Origin of the sequence: Amycolatopsis sp. WAC 04182 (genome assembly GCF_003947465.1) — a bacterium.
Classification (GTDB): domain Bacteria; phylum Actinomycetota; class Actinomycetes; order Mycobacteriales; family Pseudonocardiaceae; genus Amycolatopsis.
In genome coordinates, this window is record NZ_QHJJ01000003.1 from 920,140 (window position 1) to 942,006 (window position 21,867).

The window sequence follows — 21,867 nt, forward strand, 5'->3', positions numbered from 1 at the left end:
ACACTGAGGGGGCGGGAACTTCCCGCCCCCTCAGTGTTCGTCAGAGCTCGATGCCGAGCAGCGCGTCGACCGCGTTCCGGATCAGGCCGGGGGCCGCCGGGTCGGTGCCGGAGCGGTTCAGCGCCTGCTCGGCCCAGGCGTCGACGGCCGCGAGCGCCTTGGGCGTGTCGAGGTCGTCGGTGAGGTGATCACGCAGGCGCGCGACCGTGTCCTCCGCCGCCGGGCCGGTGCCGAGCGAGACGGCTTCGCGCCAGCGCGCGAGACGTGCTTCGGCGTCCGCCTGCAGCTGCGCGGTCCACGGCCGGTCCTCGCGGTAGTGGCCGGCGAACAGCGCGAGCCGGATCACGCCCGGGTCGACCTTGTCGGCACGCAGCCGCGAAACGAACACGAGGTTCCCGCGCGACTTCGACATCTTCTCGCCGTCGAGGCCGATCATCCCGGCGTGCACGTAGTGCCGCGCGAACGGCCTGTCCCCCGCGACCGCCTCCGCGTGCGCGGCGCTGTACTCGTGGTGGGGGAAGATCAGGTCCGAGCCGCCGCCTTGGACGTCGAAGCCGAGGCCGAGCCGGTTGACCGCGATCGCGCTGCACTCGATGTGCCAGCCCGGCCGCCCCGCGCCCAGTTCGGACTCCCACGACGGCTCACCCGGCCGCGCCATCCGCCACAGCAACGCGTCGAGCGGGTGCCGCTTGCCGGGACGGTCCGGGTCGCCGCCGCGTTCGGCGAAGAACTTCGCCATGGTCTCGGCGTCGTAGTTCGACTCCGAACCGAAATGCCCGGTCGCGTTGTGCTCGAAGTAGATGTCCGGGTACTCGGCGTCGTCCGCGCGGTAGGCGCTGCCGTTCGCCACCAGCTTGGCGATGACCTCGACGATCTCCGGGATGCTCTCGACCGCGCCGACGAACTGCCGCGGCGGCAGCACCCGCAACGCGGTCATGTCCTCGCGGAACAACGCGGTCTCGCGCATGCCGAGGACGACCCAGTCGTCCTTGTCCCGCTCGGCGCGCTCCAACAGGGGCTCGTCGATGTCCGTCACGTTCTGCACGTAGTGGACGTCGTGCCCGGCGTCCCGCCACAGGCGGTTCACCAGGTCGAATGTCAGGTACGTGGCGGCGTGCCCCAGATGGGTGGCGTCGTACGGCGTGATGCCGCAGACGTACATCCGGGCGGTCGACCCGGGCGCCGTGGGGCGGATCTGCCCCGTCGCCGTGTCGTGGAGCCGCAGCGGACGGGGGGTGCCGGGGATACGGGGCACGTCGACCGATGACCAAGTCTGCATACCTCGACTGTAAGCGGAGCCGCCGCGCCGTTCCCGTCCGGTGGGAGCCGGACACGGCCGGAGTAACCGATTCGCTATCCCGTGACCCGTTCGGCGTTGGCGTGGACGGCGTCGCGGATGTACTCGCCGAGGCCCGGTCGCTGGTCCGGCTCACGCACCAGGAAGCCGAGCTGGATCGGCTCTGTCGCGTACAGCTTGGCGAGCTCCCGGTGCGTCGCGAGGTCACAGTCCCCCATGAACGCCGCGAGCATCCGGCGGTGCTCCTCGGCGAGGTCCATCGCCTCATGGCCGTCGGCGGGCACGCCGGAGTCGAACACGGCGAGCAGCCGCCGGACCCAGTCCTCCCGGAGCTTCTCCGCCTCGATCCATTCCTGCTTGGACCGCGGTACGCCCGCCGCCCGCCAGTGCGGGGTGTCACCCCATCGGCGGACGGCTTCCTCCGCGTAGCCCTCCGGCTCACGGAACTCGCCGAAGACCTCGAACCGCTCCTCCGCGGTCAGCGCGGCACCGGCCTCCTTCGCTTCGATCACCCGCTCGACGGTTTCGGCCATCCGCGTCAGCTCGCCGATCCGCTCGGCGAGCAGCGTCCGCTGACGCCGCAGGTGCTCCATCGCGTCGACCGCCGGGTCGTCGATCACCTTCGCGATCGTTTCGAGGCCGAACCCGAGTTCGCGATAGAACAGGACACGCTGCAGGCGGTCGAGGTCGTCGTCGCTGTAGCTCCGGTACCCCGCCGCCGTCCGGCCGCTCGGGCTCAGCAGGCCGAGCTCGTCGTAGTGATGCAGCGTGCGCACGGTGACCCCCGACAGCGCCGCGACCTTTCCGACCGGATACCCCATCGCGCCAGCGTAAGCGAGTTCAGCGCTTCCTGGTCCGCAGGTAGTCGCCGACCACGGCGGCGCCGAGCCCGTCCAGATCCGGAGCGACGACGCGGCCGCCCGAGCGGCGCGCGATGAGGTCGACGAACTCCGTCAGGCGCGGGTCGTCCCCGAGCCGGAACACCGTGACCGACACGCCCAGCTTCGCCATCCTGTCCACTTCGGACAGGGTTTTGAGCAGGGTCCTCGGCTGGGGCGGGTAGTCGAACTCCGCCGTGCCGTCGGGCTCCAGATGGGCCGTCGGCTCGCCGTCGGTGACCATCAGGACCACCGGCTGCGCGTCGGGGTGCCGCCGCAGATGCCGTCCGGCCAGGAGCAGCGCGTGGTGGGCGTTGGTGCCCTGTTCCCAAGCGCCCTCCAGGCCCACCAGCTCGGCCAGTTCGACCGACGTCGCGTAGCGGCCGAAGGTGATCAGCTGGAGCGCGTCGTTGCGGAACCGGGTGCTGATCAGCTGGTGCAACGCGAGTGCCGTCCGCTTCATCGGCAGCCAGCGACCCTCCTGCACCATCGACCACGACGTGTCCACGAGCAACGCCACCGCCGCGCGCGACCGATGTTCGGTCTCGATCACCTCGACGTCGGAGACGTCCATCCGAACCGATCGCTCACCCACCGAAACCGAGCGCAGGACCGAGTTCCGGACCGTCCTGGAGACGTCCCACGGCTGCATGTCCCCGAACCGCCACGGCCGGGTGGCACCGGTCGGCTCACCCGCGGCCCCGGCGGACTCCGTCTCCCGCCGGCCGGTCTTGCCGCGCAACGCGTTCACGACGTCGGCGAGCGCGGTCTCCCCCAGCCGCCGCAAAGCCTTGGGCGACAACCTGAGCGTGCCATCGGGGGCACGTTCGAAGAGACCTTGGCGCCGGAGCTCGCGTTCCAGTTCGGACAACCGCCGCGCGTCGACGCCCGCGTCGGGTCCGAGCTGGCGTTCGAGAGCGTCGACGTCGATGTCCTCCAGCCTCGCGCCGGGGTAGGACTGACCGAGCTGTTCGGCCAGCGCGTCCAGCTCGGCGAGATCGGACATCGCCCTGGCGCCTTCACCGAGGCCCAGCGGATCGTTGCCCCGGAACCGTTCCGACGACGTCCAGTCCTCGCCCGGCCGCAGCGCCCGCAACTGGGCGTCCAAAGTGGACAGCTGCTGCGCGAGCCGGGGGTCGCCGAACGCCTGCTGCGAGAGCTCGGCCAGCTCGGCCCGCTGTTCCGGCGTCATCGAATTGAGCATCCGCTGCGCGGCCGCGGCGCGGGCGGCGAGAACGTCGATCAGCTCTTCGACGTTCTTCGGGTTCTCCGGGAAGAACTCGCCGTGCTGGCGCATGAACTCCGCGAACCGCTCCGGGACGTCCTCCCGGCCCTGTGCGTGCGCGGCCAGGAGCTCGTTGAGGTCGGCGAGCATCCGGTTCGCCCGCTCGGCCTCCTCCGGCCCGGCGTTCCGCAGCGCCTCCTTCATCCCCTCGAAACGGGAATCCAGCAGCTCACGGCCGAGCAGGTCACGGATCTTCTCGTAGTTCTCCCGGCCTTCCCGCGAGCGCCAGTCGTACTCGGCGAGTTCGCGCACGGCCGCCGCCGTCCCCGGCGGCAACGCGTCCAGCTGTGCCTCACGGAAGCGGGCGTCGTCGTCCGGATCGGGGAACAGCTCGCGCCGCTCGGCCTCCAGCGCCTGGTCGAGCAGCCGCTGGACCTCCTGGAGCGTGCCGTCGAGCCGGTGCCGCCGCTGGATCTCCGACCGGCGCTGCCAGAGCCGCCTGGTCAGTTCGTCGAGCCCGGCGGTGCGCGGGGTGCCGCGGCGCAGCAGCTCTTCCAACGCGGACCGGGGCGAAGCGCCCGCCATGACGTCGCGGCCGATCTCGTCGAGCGCGTCCCGCAGATCCGCCGGCGGCGCCAGCGGATCCGGGCCGTCGTCCCACGGCCCGTACGAATAACCTTCCGGGAGGAGGCTCATCGGCCGTAGACGGTCGTCGAGTCGTCGGAGTCCTTCGCGAGTTTCCTCGACAGGAACAAGGATTCCAGCGCCAGTTCCACCGCGGCCGCGATCCGGCCCGCCGGTTCGTCCGGGCCGACGCCCGCACGCGCGGCGACGTCGTGGAGCACGGGCAGTTCCGGCAACGCGGCGAGGACGTCCTTGCCGGGGACGCGTTCTCCCGTGGACACCAGGTGCCCGGACTCGACCGCGTCGGCCAGCGGCAGCAGATCCAGTCCGGCGAACCGCGAGCGGGCCGTCTCCGCGACCGCCCGGCGCAGCAGGTGCACGAGATGCTCGGTCTCGCGCCCCTCCTCCCCCGGCTCGAATTCGAGTTTGCCGCGCAGGACACCGGGGACCGCGTCGAGGTCGACCGGACGCGCCACGGCGGGTTCCTCGCCGGTCAGCGCGGACCGGCGCAGGGCCGCCGCGCCGACCGTCTCCGCCGCGGCGACGGCGAACCGGGCCGAGACGCCCGACCGCTGGTCGATCACCGGCGATTCGCGCAGGTTCCGCACGAACCGGGCCAGCACCTCCAGCAGCGGCTCGCCGACCTCGGCGACCAGATGCGCCTCCTGGCGGACGACGGCGATCTCCGACTCGACGTCGAGCGGGTAATGCGTGCGGATCTCGGCACCGAACCGGTCCTTGAGCGGGGTGATGATGCGGCCGCGGTTGGTGTAGTCCTCCGGGTTGGCCGTCGACACCAGCAGCACGTCCAGCGGCAGGCGCAACGTGTAGCCACGCACCTGGATGTCGCGCTCCTCCATCACGTTCAGCAGCGCGACCTGGATACGCTCGGCGAGGTCGGGCAGCTCGTTGATCGCCACGATGCCGCGGTGGGCACGCGGGACGAGTCCGAAGTGGATGGTCTCGGGGTCGCCGAGGCTGCGGCCTTCCGCGACCTTCACCGGGTCGACGTCACCGATCAGGTCACCGACCGAAGTGTCCGGTGTGGCCAGTTTTTCCGTGTACCGCTCGTCGCGGTGGCGCCAGGTCACCGGCAGGGCGTCGCCGAGTTCGGCGGCGCGGCGGCGCGACTCCGGGGTGATCGGGTCGAGCGGATGCTCGGCCAGCTCGGCACCCTCGATGACGGGCGTCCATTCGTCGAGGAGCCCCGCGAGGGTGCGCAGCAGCCGGGTCTTGCCCTGGCCTCGTTCACCGAGAAGGACGACGTCGTGCCCGGCCAGCAGCGCGCGTTCCAGTTGCGGCAGCACGGTGCGCGAGAACCCGACGATCCCTGGCCAGGCGTCTTCGCCGGCGCGGAGCTTGGCGAGCAGGTTGTCGTGCAGTTCTTGTTTGATCGACCGCGGCAGGTGACCCGCCGCGCGAAGGTCCCCGGCGGTCCGGGGCAGGTTTGCGGGAACATCGTTCACCCGTTCGACGCTACGTCGCGAGCGTGGCCCCTGTCGACGTGAAGCAACTCCAGCTTCGGAACGTTCACCCGCGCTCCCCCTCGACAACGCGCCCATTTCCGGGTTTCGCCGGAAGCACGACTAAAATCAGTCCGGTGTGCCGTCCTAGTGCGACCCTTGCGGTCTGGTCTTCGGCGTGGCTGAACGGAGCCGCCGCCTCCGACGACGTCCTTGACGCCCTGCAGGTCTGGGGCGAAGCCCACGACTTCGTCGCCGCGGACGCGGCGGCCGCCGAAGCGTTCGACCTGCCGCTCGCGTTCAACCGGGCCGCGACCCCGGTCCAGCTGCTGCTCGCCCTGCGCGCGCAAGGCGCCAAGAGCATGCAACTGCTGCTCCCGGTACCCGGCGACGTCCGGGGCCTGGGTGGCGGCGGGCCGTTCACCGAGGCCGCGCTGCGCACCGGCGAGGCCGTCCTGCTGCCGGACCTCGGCTACGGCGTGGTCCCCGAGGCGATCGCCGAAGGACTCGTGCGGTGGACGGTGTACTCGGTGCCCATGCCGGGCGTCCTCGAGTACCGCCCGCTGGGCGAGGCCGAACACGGCCTGACCGACGCGATCCGCGCGAGTGCCGGCGCGCTGCAGTCACTGGACGTCGCCAGTGAGCGGCCGGGTGTGCGAGCGGAAATCTCGGCACGGCTCCGGGCCGCCACCGACGCGCCCTGGCCCGCCGGGATGCCCAACCGGGCGCTGCGGGTGCTCCAGCGTTCCCAGGAGATCGCGGCGATCCTCGCCATCGCCGAATCCGACGATCCGGGCGGCGCGCTCTCCGCGTCGGCGGCGCTCCGGCGGGCGGAGGCGTTGCGGCCGCTGACCGAAGCGGTCCGCAACGCTCGCTACGCGGCGATCAACGAAGCGGTGCGGGTGTTCGCCGAGCAGGCAGACAGGCACCCGTAGGTCTTCACGTGGCCACCGTGTGCTTTTTCTGGACTTTCTCCGCATAACGGACGGACCACAGGGACAGCCCGCCGATCACGGCGAGCAGCAGGACCACGCTGAGCGCGTTCATCACGTCGGCCGACAAGGTGTAGACCAGCGGCACGCGGATCGCGGCCTCCAGCAGCAGCGCCACTCCCCATACCGCCGACATCCGGGTGAACGCCCGCCGGAAGCCGGGCACCTCCTCGGCCAGGCGGTCGATCTCCGCGCGTTTGGCCGCGCTGGAGCCGGCCCGCACGGCGACGAGCACCATGGGCGTCCGGCTGAAGCAGCTGAGCAGCAGGACGATCGCGGCGGTCGCGGTGGCGAAGGATTCCTTCAGCAACAGGAATTTCGCGTCCCCGGTGACCAGCGAAAGCACCAGCCCGACCCCGAGCACACCGGCCAGCAACGCGGCGAAGCCGTCGAAGGACCGGTCCCGGACGGCGACCCACGCGATCCGTGCCGCCGCCACCCCCGCCCCGGCCAGCAACGCGACCTGCTCGCTCTGTCCGGCGAGCCGGAGCCCGTAGTAGGCGGCCAGCGGGAGCGCGACGTCCCAGAGCAGCAAGGACAGCGTGGGATTCTTGGCGCGGGCGGTCACGAGTCCGGCTCGCATTCGGCCAGGAACTTCAGAACGCGCGCGTTGACCTCGGGCGCGGATTCCCCGGCGATGGCGTGGGTCGCCGACGGCCACAGTTCGACCTGACCTCGCGACAGGAACTCGCGGGCACGGGCTGCCGCGCGTTCCGGGTGGTGGATGACGCTGCGCCCGGCGATCAGGGCCAGCACGGGCATCCGCAGGGAGCGCAACTGCTCGTCGGTGAACAACCTGGGCGACGGCAGGGCGATGCGGTAGGTCCGCATCCCCTCGTCGATCACCCGCGCGACCGGATCCGTGGCGTCGACTTCGGCACCCCCGGAGATCCAGTCGAGGAACGAAGGCCGTGCCCATCGGTTGATTCCCGGGATCGCGGTGAGCGTCGCGCGGACGACCAGTCCCGCGGTCAGTCCGCCGAACGTCAGCACGGGGTCGATCACGGTGAGCGATTTCAGCCGTTCGGGCGCCCGAACGGCGAGGTTGGCCGCGAGCCAGCCTCCGAACGAGTACCCGATCAGGTGGACGGACGGCAGGTCGAGCTCGGCGAGCACCGTACTCAGCCACGCGGCCTGGTCCGCGCCGTCGCGGATCGGGGCGGTCTGTTCGCTGCGGCCTGCTTCGCCGATGAGGTCCACCGCGAAGACCTCGCCGTGCCCGAGCAGCGCGGTGAGGTTGGGTTCCCACATCACCGCGGTCCCCGCGCGGCCGGGCAGCAGCACGATCGGCGTCGCACCCGGCTGCCCGAACCGGTACACACGCGCCACCCCGAACGCCGTCCGGATGTCGTGGATCCCGGTCGGCGCGGGCAAAGCCGCCATACCTCGTTCGTAGACGGCCTCGTACTCGGCGCGTGCCTCCGGCGACGCGAATCCGCCCACCTTCATTCTCACCCCTCCTTTTTACGGTACGATCGGATTGTAAACAGTTGGTGAGAAGTTTGCAATCCGATCGGACTGCGAAAAGGAGTACGGGTGCCCAAACGAGTCGATCACGAGGACCGGCGGCGGCAGATCGCCGCGGCCGTTCGCCGCATCGCGGCCGACCGGGGACTCGAAGGGGTCAGCCTGAACGAGGTCGCGGCCGAAGCCGGTATCTCGAAGGGGTCCGTCCAGCACTACTTCGCGTCGAGGGACGAGATGCTGCGGTACGCGACGACCACCCTGCGAGGTGGTATCGAGGAGCGCATCGCCACCCAGTCGGAGCCGCGCGTCCGGGACCTGCTCGTCGCCTTGCTGCCCCTGGACGAGGCGGGCCGGGACCACGCGCTCGTCGCGAACGCCTTCGTGGTGCGCGCGCTCAAGGATCCGGAGATCGCCGGCCACTTCCGGACCGGGCACGGACAGCTTCGCGACGCGGTGGCGGCCCTGCTCTCCGTCGGCCAGGACGCCGGCGACCTCCTGCTCACCGCCGACCCGGACACCGAGGCCGACCTCCTGCTCGCCCTCGTGGCCGGCCTGGGCGACGCGGTGCTGCTCGGCTACCGGTCCGGCGACGAGGCCATCGCCCTCCTCGACCTCCACCTGTCGAGGATCGCCGCTTCTCGTGAGCAGCAGCTGCCAAGTACATGAAGGCCCCCTTCCTTGCGCTAGACGCAAGGAAGGGGGCCTTCATGTACTTCAAGGGCGAGCGGGCCTCTTCGCGGGCTCGCAGCATCCGATCGCGCAAGGCGCCCCGTTGACCGTGCACCCGGCCGACGGGAACGGCGACAGCTTCCGCGGCGGCAGCCCCTCGGTGTGTTCCCGGATCAGCTCCACGACGAGTTCGGCGAAGCGCGGGTCGGTGTCCGGCGTCGCGGCCCGCGCGAAGCCCATTCCGTGCTCGGCGGCCCGCTCCGCGGCCTCGTTGTCGAGGTCCCAGATCACCTCGAGGTGATCGGACACGAATCCCACCGGGCACACGACCACCGAGGTGACGCCTTCCGCGTGCAGCGCGTCGATGTGATCGACGATGTCCGGCTCCAGCCACGGCACCTGCGGCGGGCCGGAGCGCGACTGCCAGACGACGTCGTAGGTCTCGATCCCCGCTTCGGCCGCGACGAGACGGGCGGCCTCGGCGATCTGACGCGAGTAGCGCCGTCCGCCTTCCGACGGCGGACCGGACGCGGTGTCGGCGGACTCGGGCACCGAGTGGGCGCAGAACACCGTGCGGACTCCGGGCCGGTTCCCCAGTTTCGCGTGCGCGGCGCGGACGGCGTCGGCGAAGGCGGCGATGAACAGCGGGTGGTCGAAGAACTGCCGCAGCTTCACCAGTTCCGGCGCGCCGTCGCCGACCGCCGCACGAGCACGCTCGATGTCCTCGTCATACTGACGGCAGGCGGAGTAGCCGCCGTACGCGCTCGTCGGGAAGACCAGCACGCGCTGAGCGCCCGCCTCGGTGATCTCGGCGAGGGTGTCCTCGACCATCGGCCGCCAGTTGCGGTTGCCGAAGTGGACGGGCAGGTCGATCCCGGCGGCCGCGAGCTGCTTCTCCACCGCGGAGATCGCGTCCCGGTTGAGCCGGTTGATCGGCGAGACCCCGCCGAAGTGCTGGTAGTGCTCCGAGACCTCGAGCAGTCGTTCCCGGGGGACCCCACGGCCCCGCGTGACGTTCTCCAGGAACGGCATCACCTCGTCGGGTCCCTCGGGACCACCGAACGAAAGCCAAAGCAGCGCGTCGTAACCCACCCTCCCATCTTGCCGCTGTGGCGCCCCGCACGCTGACCCGGCCCGTTTTGAACCGACCGATCCAAAACCTGGTACGGTCACTTTCATGGCCAGGCCGAAGGAATTCGACGAGCGTGCCGCGATCGGGCGTGCCATGGACGCGTTCTGGGCACGCGGCTACGAGGGCACGTCGACACAGGCCCTCTGCGAAGCCACCGGCTTGGGCCGCAGCAGCATCTACAACACCTTCACCAGCAAGCACGCACTGTTCATGCGCGCGCTCGATCACTACGCCGAACGCGGGATCGTGGCCAGGACGGCGTTGCTGGAGGAATCCGGGAGCGGCGCCGAGCGGTTCCGCGCGCTGTTCTCGTACACGATCGACGAGGAGGTCGCGCACCACGGCCGGGGCTGCCTCGTGGTCAACACGGTGGCCGAGTTCGGCGAGCGCGACCCCGAGGTCAAGGCACGGATCGAGGCCGACACCCGGCGGCATCTCGCCCTTCTTTCGGCCTGCGCCAAGGAAGGGCAGCTCGACGGGACGATCGACGGCGATCGCGACCCCGGCGCGATCGCCGAGTTCGCGCACAGCACCGTCGCCGGTCTCCGGCTGATGTCCCGCCGAGGCGCCGGCCGGGCGGCCATGGAGTCCGTCGCCGCCATCGCACTGGACGCGATCGCCGCGAAGTAATACCTGGAACCAACCTTGTGCGCGACGCTGCCCACATTTTGGACCGATCGATACAAAACTGGAGGAACTTCCCGTGCCTTTGGCAGTCTGCGTACTCGGACTGAGCGTGTTCGCGCTCGGCACGTCCGAGTTCATGATCACCGGCCTCCTGCCGGGGATGGCGGCCGATCTGAACGTCGGCATCCCGGAGGCAGGGCTGCTGATCTCGGCCTTCGCGATCGGCATGGTCGTCGGCGCTCCCCTGCTCGCGATCGCGACCCTGCGGATGCCGAGGCGCGCCACCCTGATGGCCCTGCTGGTCGTCTTCGGGATCTCGCACGTCGTCGGCGCGCTGGGCTCGGGGTACGCCCTGCTCTTCGCGACCCGCGTCGTCAGCGCGGTCGCCTGCGCCGGATTCTGGGCGGTCGCGGCGGCCACCGCCGTCGCGCTGGTGCCGGTCGAGCGCCGTGGCCGCGCCCTGGCCATCCTGGTCGGCGGGCTCACCGTCGCCAACATCGCCGGCGTGCCCGCCGGGACCTTCCTCGGCCAGCACGCGGGCTGGCGGGCGGCCTTCTGGGCGGTCACGGCGCTGACCGTCGTCGCGCTGATCGGGGTCTTCGCCCTGGTCCCGGAGACGCAGAACGGCGAGGACAAGGCCGATGTCGCGACCGAACTCCGGCTCTACCGCGGCGGCCGGTTCTGGCTGGCGCTCGGGGTGATCGCGCTCGCGCAGGCGATGATCTTCGCGACTTTCAGCTACCTCGCGCCCTTGCTGACCGAAGTCGCCGGACTGCCGGAGAGCTGGGTGCCGGGAGTCCTGTCGCTGTTCGGGCTCGGCGCCCTGATCGGCATCACCGCAGGCGGCAGGCTCGCCGACGCGAGGCCTTTCGCGACTCTCTACGGCGGCCTCGCTGTCGCCCTGCTCGCCCTGGTCCTGCTCGCGGTCTCCGGCCCGGCGACCCCGGTCGCGATCTTCGCCGTCTTCCTGTTCGGCGTCGCCGGATTCGGGGTCAATCCCGCTTTGAACGTCCGTGCCTTCGCCGTGGCGGGCAACGCGCCCACGCTCGTCGGCGCGAGCACGACCGCCGCGTTCAACGTCGGCAACACCCTCGGCCCCTGGCTCGGCGGCGAATCGATCGACGCCGGTCTCGGCTATCCCAGCGTGGCGTGGCTCAGCGTCGGGCTCGGGGTCGCCACCGTCGTCGCGCTCACCTTCGCCGCCGGAGTCCAGCGCACCGACGACACCCGCCTCGTCCGCGAACCCGTTACCCAGTAAGGAGAATCATGTCCGAACGAACCCGAACCACCCTTGCCGAGTTCTTCCGCCGAATGTCCACAGGGGACACCGACGGAGCCACTGAACTGTTCGCCGGCAGCGTCGCGTGGGACATCCCCGGCGCGACAGAGCTGGTCCCGTGGATCGGCCCGCGCCGGAATCCGGCGGAGATCCGCGAGTTCTACGACCTGCTCGACAAGGGCCTCGTCAAGGACCGGTTCGATGTCGAACGCGTGCTCGTCGACGGGCCACACGCGGTCGCGATCGGCCGGCTGCGCTCGACGATCCGCAGCACCGGCAAGGTCATCGAGACGGCCTTCACCATCGAGTTCGAGGTGAACGACGACGGGCTGATCACCAAGTACCTGCTGCTCGAGGACTCCTGGCACGTCGCTCAGGCCGTTCTGCCCTGATGGCGTGCCCGCAGGGTCCGTGAAGGCCTCCTTACCTACTCTGAAGGTAGTGAAGGAGGCCTTCACTACCTCGGCGCCGCCGGAGTTCCGGCTGCCGCGCCCGGAAGTACATGAAGGCCCCCTTCCTTGCGCCTAGCGCCGTGAAGGGGGCCTTCATGTACTTGCAAGGACCGCCGCGGCCGTCCTGCCCTGATACGCGTGAGACCTAGATGCCGAGGGCGTGCACTCCGCCGTCGACCATGATCATCGAGCCGGTGGTGGCGGGCAGCCAGTCCGACAGGACGGCGCAGACGGACTTCGCCGTCGGGTCCGGGTCGGAGCTGTCCCAGCCGAGCGGCGCGCGGTCGCCCCAGCCCTCCTCCAGCTCGGAGAAGCCGGGAATCGACTTCGCCGCCATGGTCTTCATCGGACCGGCGCTGACCAGGTTGACCCGGATCCCCTTCGGGCCGAGGTCGCGTGCCAGGTACCGGTTCACCGACTCCAGCGCGGCCTTCGCCACGCCCATCCAGTTGTAGACGGGCCACGCGACGCGCGCGTCGAAGTCCATGCCGACGATCGACGAACCAGGCGAGAGCAGCGGCAGCGTCGCGACGGCGAGCGCCTTGAAGGAGAACGCCGAGACGTCGACGGCCACCTTCACGTCCTCGCCCGGGGCGTCCAGGAACGGCGCGCCGAGGCACGACTGCGGGGCGAACCCGATCGAGTGCAGCACGCCGTCGAGCCCGTCGACGTGCTCACGCACGCGGTCGGCGAGCGAGTCGAGGTGCTCCTGGTTGGTGACGTCCAGCTCCAGCACCGGCGCCTCCTCGGGGAGACGCTTGGCGATGCGCTCGACGAGCGACAGCCTGCCGAAGCCGGTGAGCACGACCTTCGCGCCCTCCTGCTGCGCGATCTTGGCCGCGTGGAACGCGAGCGAGGCATCGGTGATGACGCCGGTGATCAGCAGGCGCTTGCCTTCGAGCAGTCCTGGCACGGGACCTCCAGTCCGGAGTGGTTTGCGATCGGTACGGGAAAACGGGGACGTCAGTGGCCCATGCCGAGGCCGCCGTCGACCGGCAGCACCGCGCCGTTGACGTAACCCGCCTCTTCGGAGGCGAGGTAGCGGACGGCGGCGGCGATCTCCGACGGCTCGGCGTACCGGCCGGAGGGAACCTGGGCGAGGATCTCCTTCTTGCGGTCCTCGCCGAGCTCGTCGGTCATGTCCGTGGCGACGAAGCCCGGCGCGATGACGTTCGAGGTGATGTTGCGCGAGCCCAGCTCACGCGCGAGCGAACGGGCGAGGCCGACGAGACCGGCCTTGCTCGCCGCGTAGTTGACCTGGCCGGCGGACCCGGTGAGCCCCACGACGGACGAGATGAAGATGTAGCGCCCCCACTTGCCGCGCAGCATGCCGCGGGAAGCGCGTTTGGCGACCCGGTACGCGCCGGTGAGGTTGGCGTCCACCACGCGGGTGAACTGCTCCTCGCTCATGCGCATGAGGAGGGTGTCGTCGGTCATGCCCGCGTTCGCGACGAGGACCTCGACCGGGCCCTGGTGCTCCTCGACGAGCTTGAAGGCGGCGTCGATCTGCTCGGCGTCGGTGACGTCGGCCTGCACCCCGAAGAGGCCTTCGGGCGCTCCGGAACCGCGGTGCGTGATCGCGACCTTGTGCCCCTGCGCCGCGAGGTCCTTCGCGATCGCCAAACCGATGCCGCGGTTGCCGCCGGTGACCAGTACCGACCGTCCCACAGAGCTCTCCTCGCCTCGTCCTGTCGCGCTGACGGCATGAGGTTATCGGCTCGCCGGGTGCACGCCCGAGCCGCGCCACCCCTACCTCCGGGTAACCGCGACCGTCCTAAGCGGATGTTAGGAACCGCGCCGAAACCTTGCCCGGTCGTCACGGATTGTTCACCGTGAGCCGGAACACAGGAGGTCAAAGATGACAACCCGGATCGGCGAATCCTCGCCGCCCGTGAGCGAGAGGCGAGTCGTCGGCAACGTGCTGCGCGGCTCCATCGGCAACCTGGTCGAGTGGTACGACTGGTACGCCTACGCCGCTTTCACCACGTATTTCGCCAAGTCCTTCTTCCCCACCAAGGACACGACGGCGGCCTTCCTCGGAACCGCGGCGGTGTTCGCCGTCGGCTTCCTCATGCGGCCGCTCGGCGGCTGGATGCTGGGCCGGTTCGCCGATCGCTTCGGGCGACGAAGCGCACTCGTGCTTTCCGTCACGTTGATGGCGGCGGGGTCGCTGATGATCGCGCTGACGCCGACCTACGCCACGATCGGGATCGCCGCGCCGATCCTGCTGCTGGTGGCCCGGCTCATCCAGGGGCTCTCGGTCGGTGGCGAGTATTCGACCTCCGCGACCTATCTGTCCGAAGTGGCCACTCCGGGCAAACGCGGCTTCTACTCCAGCTTCCAGTACGTGACGCTGTACGGCGGCCAGTTGCTGGCGCTGGGCCTCCAGTTGCTGCTGCAGGCCATCCTGACCGAACAGCAGCTGACCTCGTGGGGCTGGCGGATCGCCTTCGTCGTCGGCGCGCTCGCCGCCGTCGTGGTGATGGTCCTGCGCCGCGGGATGGACGAGTCGGCCAGCTTCGAGGAGAGCAAGGCCTCCGGCACCGGGAAGGACGCGGGCGACAAGGGCACGCTGCGCGCGCTGATCAAGTACCCCAAGGAGATCGCGCTCGTCGTCGGCCTCACCCTCGGCGGCACGGTGTCGTTCTACACCTTCGCCACCTACAGCCAGAAGTTCATGGAGAACACCGCGGGTATCCCGCGCCGGACGGTCACGCTGATCCTGTTCTGCGCGATCCTCGTCGCCGCGATCCTGCAGCCGTTCGCGGGCAAGCTGTCCGACCGGATCGGCCGTCGCCCGCTGCTGATGTTCTTCGGGATCGCGGGCACCCTGCTGACCGTCCCGATCATGACGCTGATGGGCGGGACGAAGGAGCCGGTGCTCGCCTTCCTGCTGATGCTGGCCGGCCTGGTGATCGTCACCGGGTACACCTCGATCAACGCGATCGTGAAGGCCGAGCTGTTCCCGACGAAGATCCGCGCGATCGGTGTCGGCCTCCCCTACGCGCTCACCGTGGCGATCTTCGGCGGCACCGCCGAGCTCATCGCGCAGGCGCTCAAGGGGGCCGGTCACGAATCGGTGTTCTTCTACTACGTCGCGGGCTGTGTCCTCGTGTCGCTCATCGTGTACGGCACAATGCGGGAAACCTCGAAGACCTCGGAGCTGGACAAGAAGAAGCAGCCCGAGCCCGAGCTCGTGTCCGGCCGCGAAGGCTAGGCGGGAAGGTGTGGCCGTGCGGGTGCTGCTCGTCGAGGACGACGCCGGTGTCGCCGACGCGCTCGCCGAAGCGCTGCAAACGCGCGGCCACACCGTCTCCCACGCGATCCGCGGCAGCGACGCGCTGCACCGGCATCGCGCGGCCGACGTGATCCTGCTGGATCTCAATCTGCCCGACATGCACGGGCTCGACGTGCTCAGGAAGGTCCGGCAGGTCTCTCCGGTGCCGGTGCTCGTGCTCACCGCGAGCGGGGACGAACGGTCCGTGGTGCGCGGGCTGCGGCTCGGCGCCGACGACTACCTGACCAAACCCATCCGCCTGGCCGAACTGCTGGCGAGGATGGACGCGGTCGTGCGCCGTGCGGCCGTCTCCGCGGCGCCCCAGGACGGCGTCGTCCGGATCGAGGACGTCGAGATCGATCTCGGCGCGCGGCGCGTGCTGGTCGACGGGAACGACATCGGGCTCACCGCCAAGGAGTTCGCCGTACTGGCCGTGCTCGCCGCCCGGCCGGGTACCGCGGTGAGCCGTCAGCAGCTGATGGACGAGGTCTGGGGCGACGCGTATCTCGCCGTCTCCCGTTCGCTCGACGTGCACCTGACCCAGTTGCGCGCGAAGCTCGACCGGCCGGGACTGCTGACCACGATCCGCGGTTTCGGCTACCGGCTGGGCCGGGACTGACCGGTGCGCGCCCGGCTGCTGGTCGTCCTCGTCGCGCTCGCGCTGACCGTGGTCGCCGCGTTCGCGATCCCGCTGTTCGGGTCGACCGCCTCGCAGCGGACCCAGCAGCTCGTGATCGCCCGCAACGCCGACGTCGACCGGTTCGTCGTCCTGGCGCAGCAAGCCGTCGACGCCGCCGACCCGACCGCGCTGGCGGTCGACGCCGAGCGGTATTCGTCGTTATACGGCGAGGCCGTCGTGGTGGTCGACGCACGCGGGGTGCCGCTGGTCGAAACCGGCGGGATGACGGCCGCGGAGCCGGTGGTCCGCTCGCTCGTCGAGGCCGCACTGCGCAATCAGCCCGCGAAGGGACCGGAGCAGCTGAGCCCGTGGTCGGCGGATCCGGTCCATTTCGCCCGTCCGGTGGGCACCGGGACCAGGGTGGCCGGCGTGGTCGTGCTACGCGCTTCGGTGACCACGACGGCGGCCGACGTCGCCGCCCGCTGGGCCGCGATCGTCGCGGGCGCGGTGCTGGTCGCGGCGGTGTTCGTGCTGCTCGCGGTCCTGCTGGCCCGCTGGATGGTGCGGCCGCTGCACGAACTGGAGACCGGCGTGCAGGCGGTGACGGAGGGGCATCGCGCCCAGGTTCCCGCCCGGGCCGGGCCCCGCGAGCTGCGTTCCCTCGCGACGTCGTTCAACCGGATGTCCGATGCCGTCGTCGAGGCGTCCGAACAGCAGCGGCGGCTCGTCGCGGACGCGTCCCACCAGCTGCGCAATCCCATGGCCGCCTTGCGGTTGCGCGTGGACTCACTGGCCGCGCAGGTCGACGGGGACGGCCAGCGGGCCTACCGCGCGACCGTCGCGGAGGTCGAACGACTGGAGTCCCTGCTCGACGGCCTGCTCGCGCTGGCGCTCGCCGAAAGCGCCGCGACCCGGCTCGCCGCCGGTGAGTCCGGTGACGAACCCTGCGACCTTCCGGCCGTGCTGGCCGAACGGGTCGACGCATGGCGTCCTTCGGCCGAAGACGCGGGAGCGAACCTCGCGGCGGCGGAAGGCCACGACGAACCGGTGCCGGTGCGGTGCACGGAAAGCGAGCTTGCTCAAGTCCTGGATGTCCTGCTGGACAACGCGGTGCACTACGCGGGACGCGGCGCGACGATCACCACCGGCTACGAAACCGGAGACACGACGGCCACGTTCTTCGTCTCCGACAACGGACCTGGACTGTCCACTGAGGACCGTGAACGCGCGACCGAACGGTTCTGGCGCGCCGGTGGTGACGGCGCGCCGCGCGGAACGGGCCTCGGCCTCGCGATCGCGAGCCAGCACGTGCTCGCCCGGGGCGGGAAACTCGAACTGCGCGAAGCCCAACCGCAGGGGCTCGAAGTCCGTGTCGAACTCCCTCTCGCGACAGGGGAAAGGCCGTGACCGTCACCAGGCGCACCGCTCTCCTCGCCGGGCTCGCGACGCTCGCGGGTTGTTCGACCGCGGGCTACCGGGGACCGGAACGCCAGGTCGTCATCGCGGCGGGCGAGAGCGGCGGTTTCTACCTCGCCTTCGCGGAACTGCTGGCCCAGCAGCTGAACGTGGCCGAACCGCGGCTCCGCGCGACGGCCGTCGCCACCGAGGCCAGTGTCGAGAACCTGCGGCGGTTGCGGGACGGCCGGGCCGATCTCGGACTCGTCCTCGGCGACGTCGCCGAGTCCGCGTTCGCCGGCGCGGATCCGTTCTCCGTCCCGATCGCGTTCTCGGCCATCGGCCGCATCTACGAGAACTACCACCAGCTCGTGGTCCGAGCGGACGGCGGAGTGCGCTCGCTCGCCGATCTGACCGGGCGGCCGGTGGCGATGGGCGCGAGCGGATCCGGCGTCGCGGTGTTCAGCACGCGTCTGTTCGCCCGCGCCGAAGTCCCGGTGAAGGCGAAGAACCTGCTTCTGGGTGAAGCGATCAACGCGCTGGCGGCGCACGAGGTCGACGCGCTGCTCTGGTCCGGCGGGATCCCGACGCCCGCGCTCACCGAGCTCAACCGGACCACGCCGATCACCCTCCTCCCGCTGGACGCCCACCTCCCCGCCCTGCGCGCGGGCTACGGCCCGGTGTACGACCAGGTCCATGTGCCGGCGCAGGCCTATCAGGGGGTCGGCGAGCTGCGGACGATCGGCGTCGCGAACCTGCTGCTGGCGGCTCCTTCGCTGCCCGACGACGTCGCGGCCGCGGTGGCGCGGGTGCTGGCCGGGCACGCCGCCGATCTCGTCCCGGCCGCCGCGGTGGGAACGCAGTTCCTCGACGTCCGAACGCTGATCGGCACCGGCAAGGTCCCGCTGCATCCCGGAGCCGCCTCGGCCTACCGTGCCCTGCACGGGTGATCCGGGCTCCATCTTGAGAGGGATGCGCGTAGCACCAGGGCGCTGCCAGGGTCGGAACCAGGCGGCCATCGGGCCGCCCCGATCCGGAAGGACTCCAGCATTGTCATCGAGACACACCAGGGCGGTGCGGGGTTCGGCGCTGATCGCGGGCCTCGCGCTCGCGGGCGGACTCGCCACGGCGGCCCCCGCCGTCGCGGCCGACCAGGCCAAGCTCACCGCACCCGCCCTCACCGGCCCGTACGAAGTCGGCACGACCGACCTCCACCTCGTCGACCTGTCCCGCCCCGATCCGTGGAAACCGGAACGGCGCCGGGAGCTCATGGCCACCGTCACCTATCCGGCGGACCGGTTCGCCGACGGACCGCGCGCTCCGTGGCTCACGCCGGGGATGAGCGCCGTCATCGACCAGGCGCTGTCCGGCGAGGACTACCTCGGCCTCCCGGTCGGCTCCATCGACTGGGCGTCGGCGAAGCGGCGTGCCGAGATCGGCGTCCCCGCGGCGCACGGCGCGCCCAAGCCGATCGCGCTCTTCTCCCCCGGTTTCGGCGGGCCGCGGGAGACGTACTCGGCGATCGTCGACGATCTGGCCAGCCGCGGCTACGTCGTCGTCTCGCTCTCGCACACCTACGAGAGCGCCGCGGTCGAGTTCCCCGGCAGCCGGCTCGAAACGGCCGTTCCGCCGGGCGAGGGACCCGACTTCATGAAGAAGGCGCTCGACGCCCGCGTCGGTGACTTCCGCTTCGTTCTGGACCAGCTCGCGAGGATCGGCCGTGGCGAGAATCCCGACGCGGAGAAGCGGCAGCTCCCCCGCGGCCTCGGCTGGTCGCTCGACCTGTCCCGGGTCGGTGCCTACGGGCATTCCTACGGCGGATTCACCTCCGGCGAAACGATGGTGCACGACCGCCGGATCGACGCCGGGATCAACCTGGACGGCGCGATGGCGACCGCGTTCGGCTACCCGCCGGGCAGTGCCTACGTGCCCGGCGAGGTCACGAAACGCGGTCTCGACCGGCCGTTCCTGCTGATGGGCGCCGAGGGCGTCGACGAGAACGGCAAACCGCTGGAGCACACGCACAAGCAGCCCGACTTCGACCGCAGCTGGGCGGATTTCTGGGCCAACCAGCGGGGCTGGAAGCGAGACCTGCTGCTGCGCGGCGGAAGCACGCACATGGCGTACAGCGATCTGCAGATCGTGGTGCCGCAGCTCGGCTCGCGAGTGGCGCCGGAGAAGCGCGAGGCGGTCATCGGCACGATCGATCCCCGCCGATCGCTGGCCGCGCAACGGGACTACATCGGCGCGTTCTTCGATCTGCACCTGAAGGGCCGTGACCGGCACCTGTTCGACGGCGAGTCGCCGCGCCACCCGAATATCGATTTCATCGAGTAGCCGAAAGGGACTTTCCCCGCATGTGATCGGGCGAAGGGCGCTTTCACCGCGTGGGATGCGGTGAAAGCGCCCTTCAGCCCCTAGGTTGGAATCCGTGACAGAGCCACGGAAACCGATCGTCGAAATGCCGCTGCGCGTGCGCTACCACGAATGCGACGGGCAGGGCATCGTCTTCAACGCGAACTACCTCGCCTACGTCGACATGGCCATGTTCGAAGTGGAGAAAGCCCTCTTCGGCTCGCACCAGGAAGCGCTGGCCCGCGGGGTCGACGTCGTCGTCGCCGAGTCCAACCTCCGCTATCGCGCGGCCTGCCGCTACGACGACGAACTGGTCGTGGCCGTGTATCTGGAACACCTCGGCACAACCTCGCTGGTCATCGACTTCGAGATCACTCGCGACGGCGACCTGTGCACCGAAGTGAAGACCCGGTACGTCTTCGTCGACCCGAAGACGCTCGAGAAGGCGGCGCCACCCGCGTCGGTGCGCGAGGTGTACGCCGCCCTCCTGCCCGCTCAGGCGGACTGAACGCCGGGCCGCCGGTCTTCGACGACGTAGCTGGCGCGCGTGCTGATCGGCGCGCCCGGGGTGTTGACGAACGGAACCACCCGGAAGTCGCTCCGCCAGCGCTGCCGGTTGACGTTGACCCGGACGTACCCGCGCTGGCCGTTGAAGAACTTCATGTGCGGGTTGGCCTTCAGCAGGTTCTCACCGCCGGGCGTCATGTCGGCGCCGTTGCCGCCGCTGGTGATCGACGTCCCGACGAACTCGCTCGCCACAGTGGGCGAATCCGGGTCGGTGAAGTCGCGCTTGAGGTCCCAGGCGTAGTTCTGGTGCCTGTCGCCGGTGATGACCACCAGGTTCCGCACCCCGCGGTCCTGCGCGGCGGCGAGCACGCGGTCGCGGTCGGCGACGTAGCCGTCCCACGGGTCGAGGTAGACGTTCGTCGCCTCGCCCGCGTCGGTGTCGGTCTGGCCCATCGGCGCCTGGTTGCCGAGGATCTGCCACCGCGCGCGAGACCGGGAGAAGCCGTCGAGCAGCCAGTTCCGCTGCTCGGAGCCGAGCAGGGTGCGGTTCTCGTCGAACCGTTCGGTGCAGTTCGCCGACTGGCCGTCACCGCACGGCTGGTCGTCGCGGTACTGGCGGGTGTCGAGCATGGTGAAGTCGGCCAGCGTGCCGTAGCTCAGCCGCCGGTGAAGACGCGCGTCCGGCCCCTTCGGCAGCTGCGCGATGCGGTACGGCAGGTGCTCGTACATCGCCTGGAACGCCTCGGCGCGCCGCTGCCGGAACACCGCGCGATCCTGGTCCGGTTCCTTGTCGATCTGCGAGATGTCGCCCGCCCAGTTGTTCTCCACCTCGTGGTCGTCGTTGACGTGGATCCACGGGAAGGCGGCGTGCGCGGCCATCAGCGGCGCTTCGGACTTGTAGAGCGCGTACTGAAGCCGGTAGCGGGCCAGGTCGAAGGTCTCGCCCTTGAACTGCGACCCGACCGGCGTTCCGCGGCCGACCCCGGTGACACCGCTTTCGTAGAGGTAGTCGCCCAGGTGCACGACCAGGTCGAGGTCCTCCGCCGCCATGTGCTCGTACGCGGTGAAGTGCCCGGCCTCCCAGCTCTGGCAGGACGCGAACGCGAAGTTCAGCTCGCGCGGCGACGACCACGCGACCGGCGCCGTCCGGGTGCGGCCGACGGGAGAGATCTCGCCGCCCGTGCGGAAGCGGTAGAAGTACTCGTGGTCCGGCGCGAGACCGTGGATCTCGGGGTGCACGGAGTGACCGAGTTCGGGCGTGGCGACCACGGATCCGCGGCGGATCACGGCGCGGAAGCGCTCGTCGAGCGACACTTCGTACTCGACACGGACCGGCGTCCGCGGCATACCGCCGAAGCCGTCGGCCTCGTAGGGCTTCGGCGCGAGCCTGGTCCAGAGCACGACACCGCCGGGCAACGGGTCGCCCGACGCGACACCGAGGGTGAACGGGTTACCGGCACCGCTGGCGAGCGGCATCGCGCCGGCGGCGTTCCAGGCACCGGTCCCCAGCAGGACGGCGGCCGCGCCGGCGGAGCCATAACCGAGGAAGCGACGCCGCGACAGGGGGTGAGGGAGCGAAGGCATGAAGCCCTCCTGTGGTGGGATGGTC

At 70.4% G+C, this 21,867-nt stretch carries 21 protein-coding genes; 11 read left to right on the forward strand and 10 right to left on the reverse strand.

Annotated elements, in window-relative coordinates; genetic code table 11:
- Positions 1–40: 40 nt before the first annotated feature.
- The 4 genes from mshC to DMH01_RS18040 form a co-directional block, all read right to left on the reverse strand.
- Positions 41–1,279, reverse strand: coding sequence for a cysteine--1-D-myo-inosityl 2-amino-2-deoxy-alpha-D-glucopyranoside ligase (gene mshC, locus DMH01_RS18025; protein ID WP_125678189.1), 1,239 nt, complete (start codon positions 1,277–1,279; stop codon positions 41–43).
- Between the two features lie 74 nt (positions 1,280–1,353).
- Complete coding sequence (locus DMH01_RS18030; protein ID WP_125678191.1) at positions 1,354–2,118, reverse strand: MerR family transcriptional regulator; 765 nt, start codon at positions 2,116–2,118, stop codon at positions 1,354–1,356.
- 19 nt (positions 2,119–2,137) lie between these two features.
- Positions 2,138–4,096 (reverse strand): VWA domain-containing protein, encoded by a 1,959-nt coding sequence (locus DMH01_RS18035; protein ID WP_125678193.1) that lies wholly within the window; start codon positions 4,094–4,096, stop codon positions 2,138–2,140.
- Positions 4,093–5,490: a sigma 54-interacting transcriptional regulator gene (locus DMH01_RS18040; protein ID WP_125678195.1), complete on the reverse strand. Its 1,398-nt coding sequence runs from the start codon at positions 5,488–5,490 to the stop codon at positions 4,093–4,095. Before DMH01_RS18040 ends, DMH01_RS18035 begins: the two co-directional genes overlap by 4 nt.
- A gap of 134 nt (positions 5,491–5,624) precedes the next feature.
- On the opposite strand from DMH01_RS18040, the gene DMH01_RS18045 reads away from it, so the two are divergent.
- Positions 5,625–6,422: a hypothetical protein gene (locus DMH01_RS18045; protein ID WP_125678197.1), complete on the forward strand. Its 798-nt coding sequence runs from the start codon at positions 5,625–5,627 to the stop codon at positions 6,420–6,422.
- Positions 6,423–6,426: 4 nt separating this feature from the next.
- Here DMH01_RS18045 and DMH01_RS18050 read toward each other — a convergent pair whose 3' ends face one another.
- Both DMH01_RS18050 and DMH01_RS18055 read right to left on the reverse strand, forming a co-directional pair.
- Positions 6,427–7,062, reverse strand: coding sequence for a VC0807 family protein (locus tag DMH01_RS18050; protein WP_233621580.1), 636 nt, complete (start codon positions 7,060–7,062; stop codon positions 6,427–6,429).
- Entirely contained in the window at positions 7,044–7,928 is an 885-nt protein-coding gene (locus DMH01_RS18055; protein ID WP_125678199.1) for an alpha/beta fold hydrolase, read from the reverse strand. The genes DMH01_RS18050 and DMH01_RS18055 overlap by 19 nt, the downstream gene beginning before the upstream one ends.
- 87 nt (positions 7,929–8,015) lie before the next feature.
- Between DMH01_RS18055 and DMH01_RS18060 the strand changes: the two genes are divergently transcribed.
- On the forward strand, positions 8,016–8,612 hold the full coding sequence (locus DMH01_RS18060; protein WP_125678201.1) for a TetR/AcrR family transcriptional regulator: 597 nt from the start codon (positions 8,016–8,018) through the stop codon (positions 8,610–8,612).
- Between the two features lie 48 nt (positions 8,613–8,660).
- Here DMH01_RS18060 and DMH01_RS18065 read toward each other — a convergent pair whose 3' ends face one another.
- Positions 8,661–9,707, reverse strand: coding sequence for a ferrochelatase (locus tag DMH01_RS18065; protein ID WP_125678203.1), 1,047 nt, complete (start codon positions 9,705–9,707; stop codon positions 8,661–8,663).
- A gap of 85 nt (positions 9,708–9,792) precedes the next feature.
- Here DMH01_RS18065 and DMH01_RS18070 point away from each other — a divergent pair, with 85 nt between their 5' ends.
- The 3 genes from DMH01_RS18070 to DMH01_RS18080 all read left to right on the forward strand — a co-directional run bounded on the left by DMH01_RS18070 (position 9,793) and on the right by DMH01_RS18080 (position 12,045).
- Positions 9,793–10,377, forward strand: coding sequence for a TetR/AcrR family transcriptional regulator (locus tag DMH01_RS18070; protein ID WP_125678205.1), 585 nt, complete (start codon positions 9,793–9,795; stop codon positions 10,375–10,377).
- Between the two features lie 73 nt (positions 10,378–10,450).
- Complete coding sequence (locus DMH01_RS18075) at positions 10,451–11,632, forward strand: Cmx/CmrA family chloramphenicol efflux MFS transporter (RefSeq protein WP_125678207.1); 1,182 nt, start codon at positions 10,451–10,453, stop codon at positions 11,630–11,632.
- Between the two features lie 8 nt (positions 11,633–11,640).
- A complete protein-coding gene (locus DMH01_RS18080; RefSeq protein ID WP_125678209.1) occupies positions 11,641–12,045 on the forward strand; it encodes a nuclear transport factor 2 family protein in 405 nt (134 codons plus the stop codon).
- Positions 12,046–12,250: 205 nt separating this feature from the next.
- Here the strand turns inward: DMH01_RS18080 and fabI are convergent, their stop codons facing one another.
- Both fabI and fabG read right to left on the reverse strand, forming a co-directional pair.
- Positions 12,251–13,018: an enoyl-ACP reductase FabI gene (fabI, locus tag DMH01_RS18085; protein ID WP_125678211.1), complete on the reverse strand. Its 768-nt coding sequence runs from the start codon at positions 13,016–13,018 to the stop codon at positions 12,251–12,253.
- 50 nt (positions 13,019–13,068) lie between these two features.
- On the reverse strand, positions 13,069–13,773 hold the full coding sequence (fabG, locus tag DMH01_RS18090) for a beta-ketoacyl-ACP reductase (RefSeq protein ID WP_016334125.1): 705 nt from the start codon (positions 13,771–13,773) through the stop codon (positions 13,069–13,071).
- Positions 13,774–13,963: 190 nt separating this feature from the next.
- On the opposite strand from fabG, the gene DMH01_RS18095 reads away from it, so the two are divergent.
- The 6 genes from DMH01_RS18095 (at position 13,964) to DMH01_RS18120 (ending at position 20,259) form a co-directional block, all read left to right on the forward strand.
- Positions 13,964–15,322, forward strand: a complete 1,359-nt coding sequence (locus DMH01_RS18095; protein ID WP_125678212.1) for an MFS transporter — start codon at positions 13,964–13,966, stop codon at positions 15,320–15,322.
- A 10-nt stretch (positions 15,323–15,332) separates the two neighbouring features.
- Positions 15,333–16,001 carry a response regulator transcription factor gene (locus tag DMH01_RS18100; RefSeq protein ID WP_125678214.1) on the forward strand — a complete coding sequence of 223 codons (669 nt, stop codon included), beginning with the start codon at positions 15,333–15,335 and terminating at the stop codon, positions 15,999–16,001.
- Between the two features lie 3 nt (positions 16,002–16,004).
- Positions 16,005–17,408: a HAMP domain-containing sensor histidine kinase gene (locus tag DMH01_RS18105; RefSeq protein ID WP_125678216.1), complete on the forward strand. Its 1,404-nt coding sequence runs from the start codon at positions 16,005–16,007 to the stop codon at positions 17,406–17,408.
- Positions 17,405–18,346, forward strand: coding sequence for a TAXI family TRAP transporter solute-binding subunit (locus DMH01_RS18110; RefSeq protein WP_125678218.1), 942 nt, complete (start codon positions 17,405–17,407; stop codon positions 18,344–18,346). The genes DMH01_RS18105 and DMH01_RS18110 overlap by 4 nt, the downstream gene beginning before the upstream one ends.
- 100 nt (positions 18,347–18,446) lie before the next feature.
- Positions 18,447–19,733, forward strand: coding sequence for a lipase (locus tag DMH01_RS18115; RefSeq protein WP_125678220.1), 1,287 nt, complete (start codon positions 18,447–18,449; stop codon positions 19,731–19,733).
- A gap of 94 nt (positions 19,734–19,827) precedes the next feature.
- Complete coding sequence (locus tag DMH01_RS18120; protein ID WP_125678222.1) at positions 19,828–20,259, forward strand: thioesterase family protein; 432 nt, start codon at positions 19,828–19,830, stop codon at positions 20,257–20,259.
- On the opposite strand, the gene DMH01_RS18125 is transcribed toward DMH01_RS18120, so the two are convergent.
- Positions 20,247–21,842: an alkaline phosphatase gene (locus DMH01_RS18125; RefSeq protein WP_125678225.1), complete on the reverse strand. Its 1,596-nt coding sequence runs from the start codon at positions 21,840–21,842 to the stop codon at positions 20,247–20,249. The genes DMH01_RS18120 and DMH01_RS18125 overlap by 13 nt on opposite strands.
- Positions 21,843–21,867: the final 25 nt, after the last annotated feature.

Coding starts and splice junctions, on each gene's coding strand:
- DMH01_RS18035 (WP_125678193.1), bottom strand. CDS start 4,096: ATGAGCCTCCTCCCGGAAGGTTATTCGTACGGGCCGTGGGACGACGGC.
- DMH01_RS18030 (WP_125678191.1), bottom strand. CDS start 2,118: ATGGGGTATCCGGTCGGAAAGGTCGCGGCGCTGTCGGGGGTCACCGTG.
- DMH01_RS18095 (WP_125678212.1), top strand. CDS start 13,964: ATGACAACCCGGATCGGCGAATCCTCGCCGCCCGTGAGCGAGAGGCGA.
- DMH01_RS18080 (WP_125678209.1), top strand. CDS start 11,641: ATGTCCGAACGAACCCGAACCACCCTTGCCGAGTTCTTCCGCCGAATG.
- mshC (WP_125678189.1), bottom strand. CDS start 1,279: ATGCAGACTTGGTCATCGGTCGACGTGCCCCGTATCCCCGGCACCCCC.
- DMH01_RS18055 (WP_125678199.1), bottom strand. CDS start 7,928: ATGAAGGTGGGCGGATTCGCGTCGCCGGAGGCACGCGCCGAGTACGAG.
- DMH01_RS18070 (WP_125678205.1), top strand. CDS start 9,793: ATGGCCAGGCCGAAGGAATTCGACGAGCGTGCCGCGATCGGGCGTGCC.
- DMH01_RS18050 (WP_233621580.1), bottom strand. CDS start 7,062: ATGCGAGCCGGACTCGTGACCGCCCGCGCCAAGAATCCCACGCTGTCC.
- DMH01_RS18125 (WP_125678225.1), bottom strand. CDS start 21,842: ATGCCTTCGCTCCCTCACCCCCTGTCGCGGCGTCGCTTCCTCGGTTAT.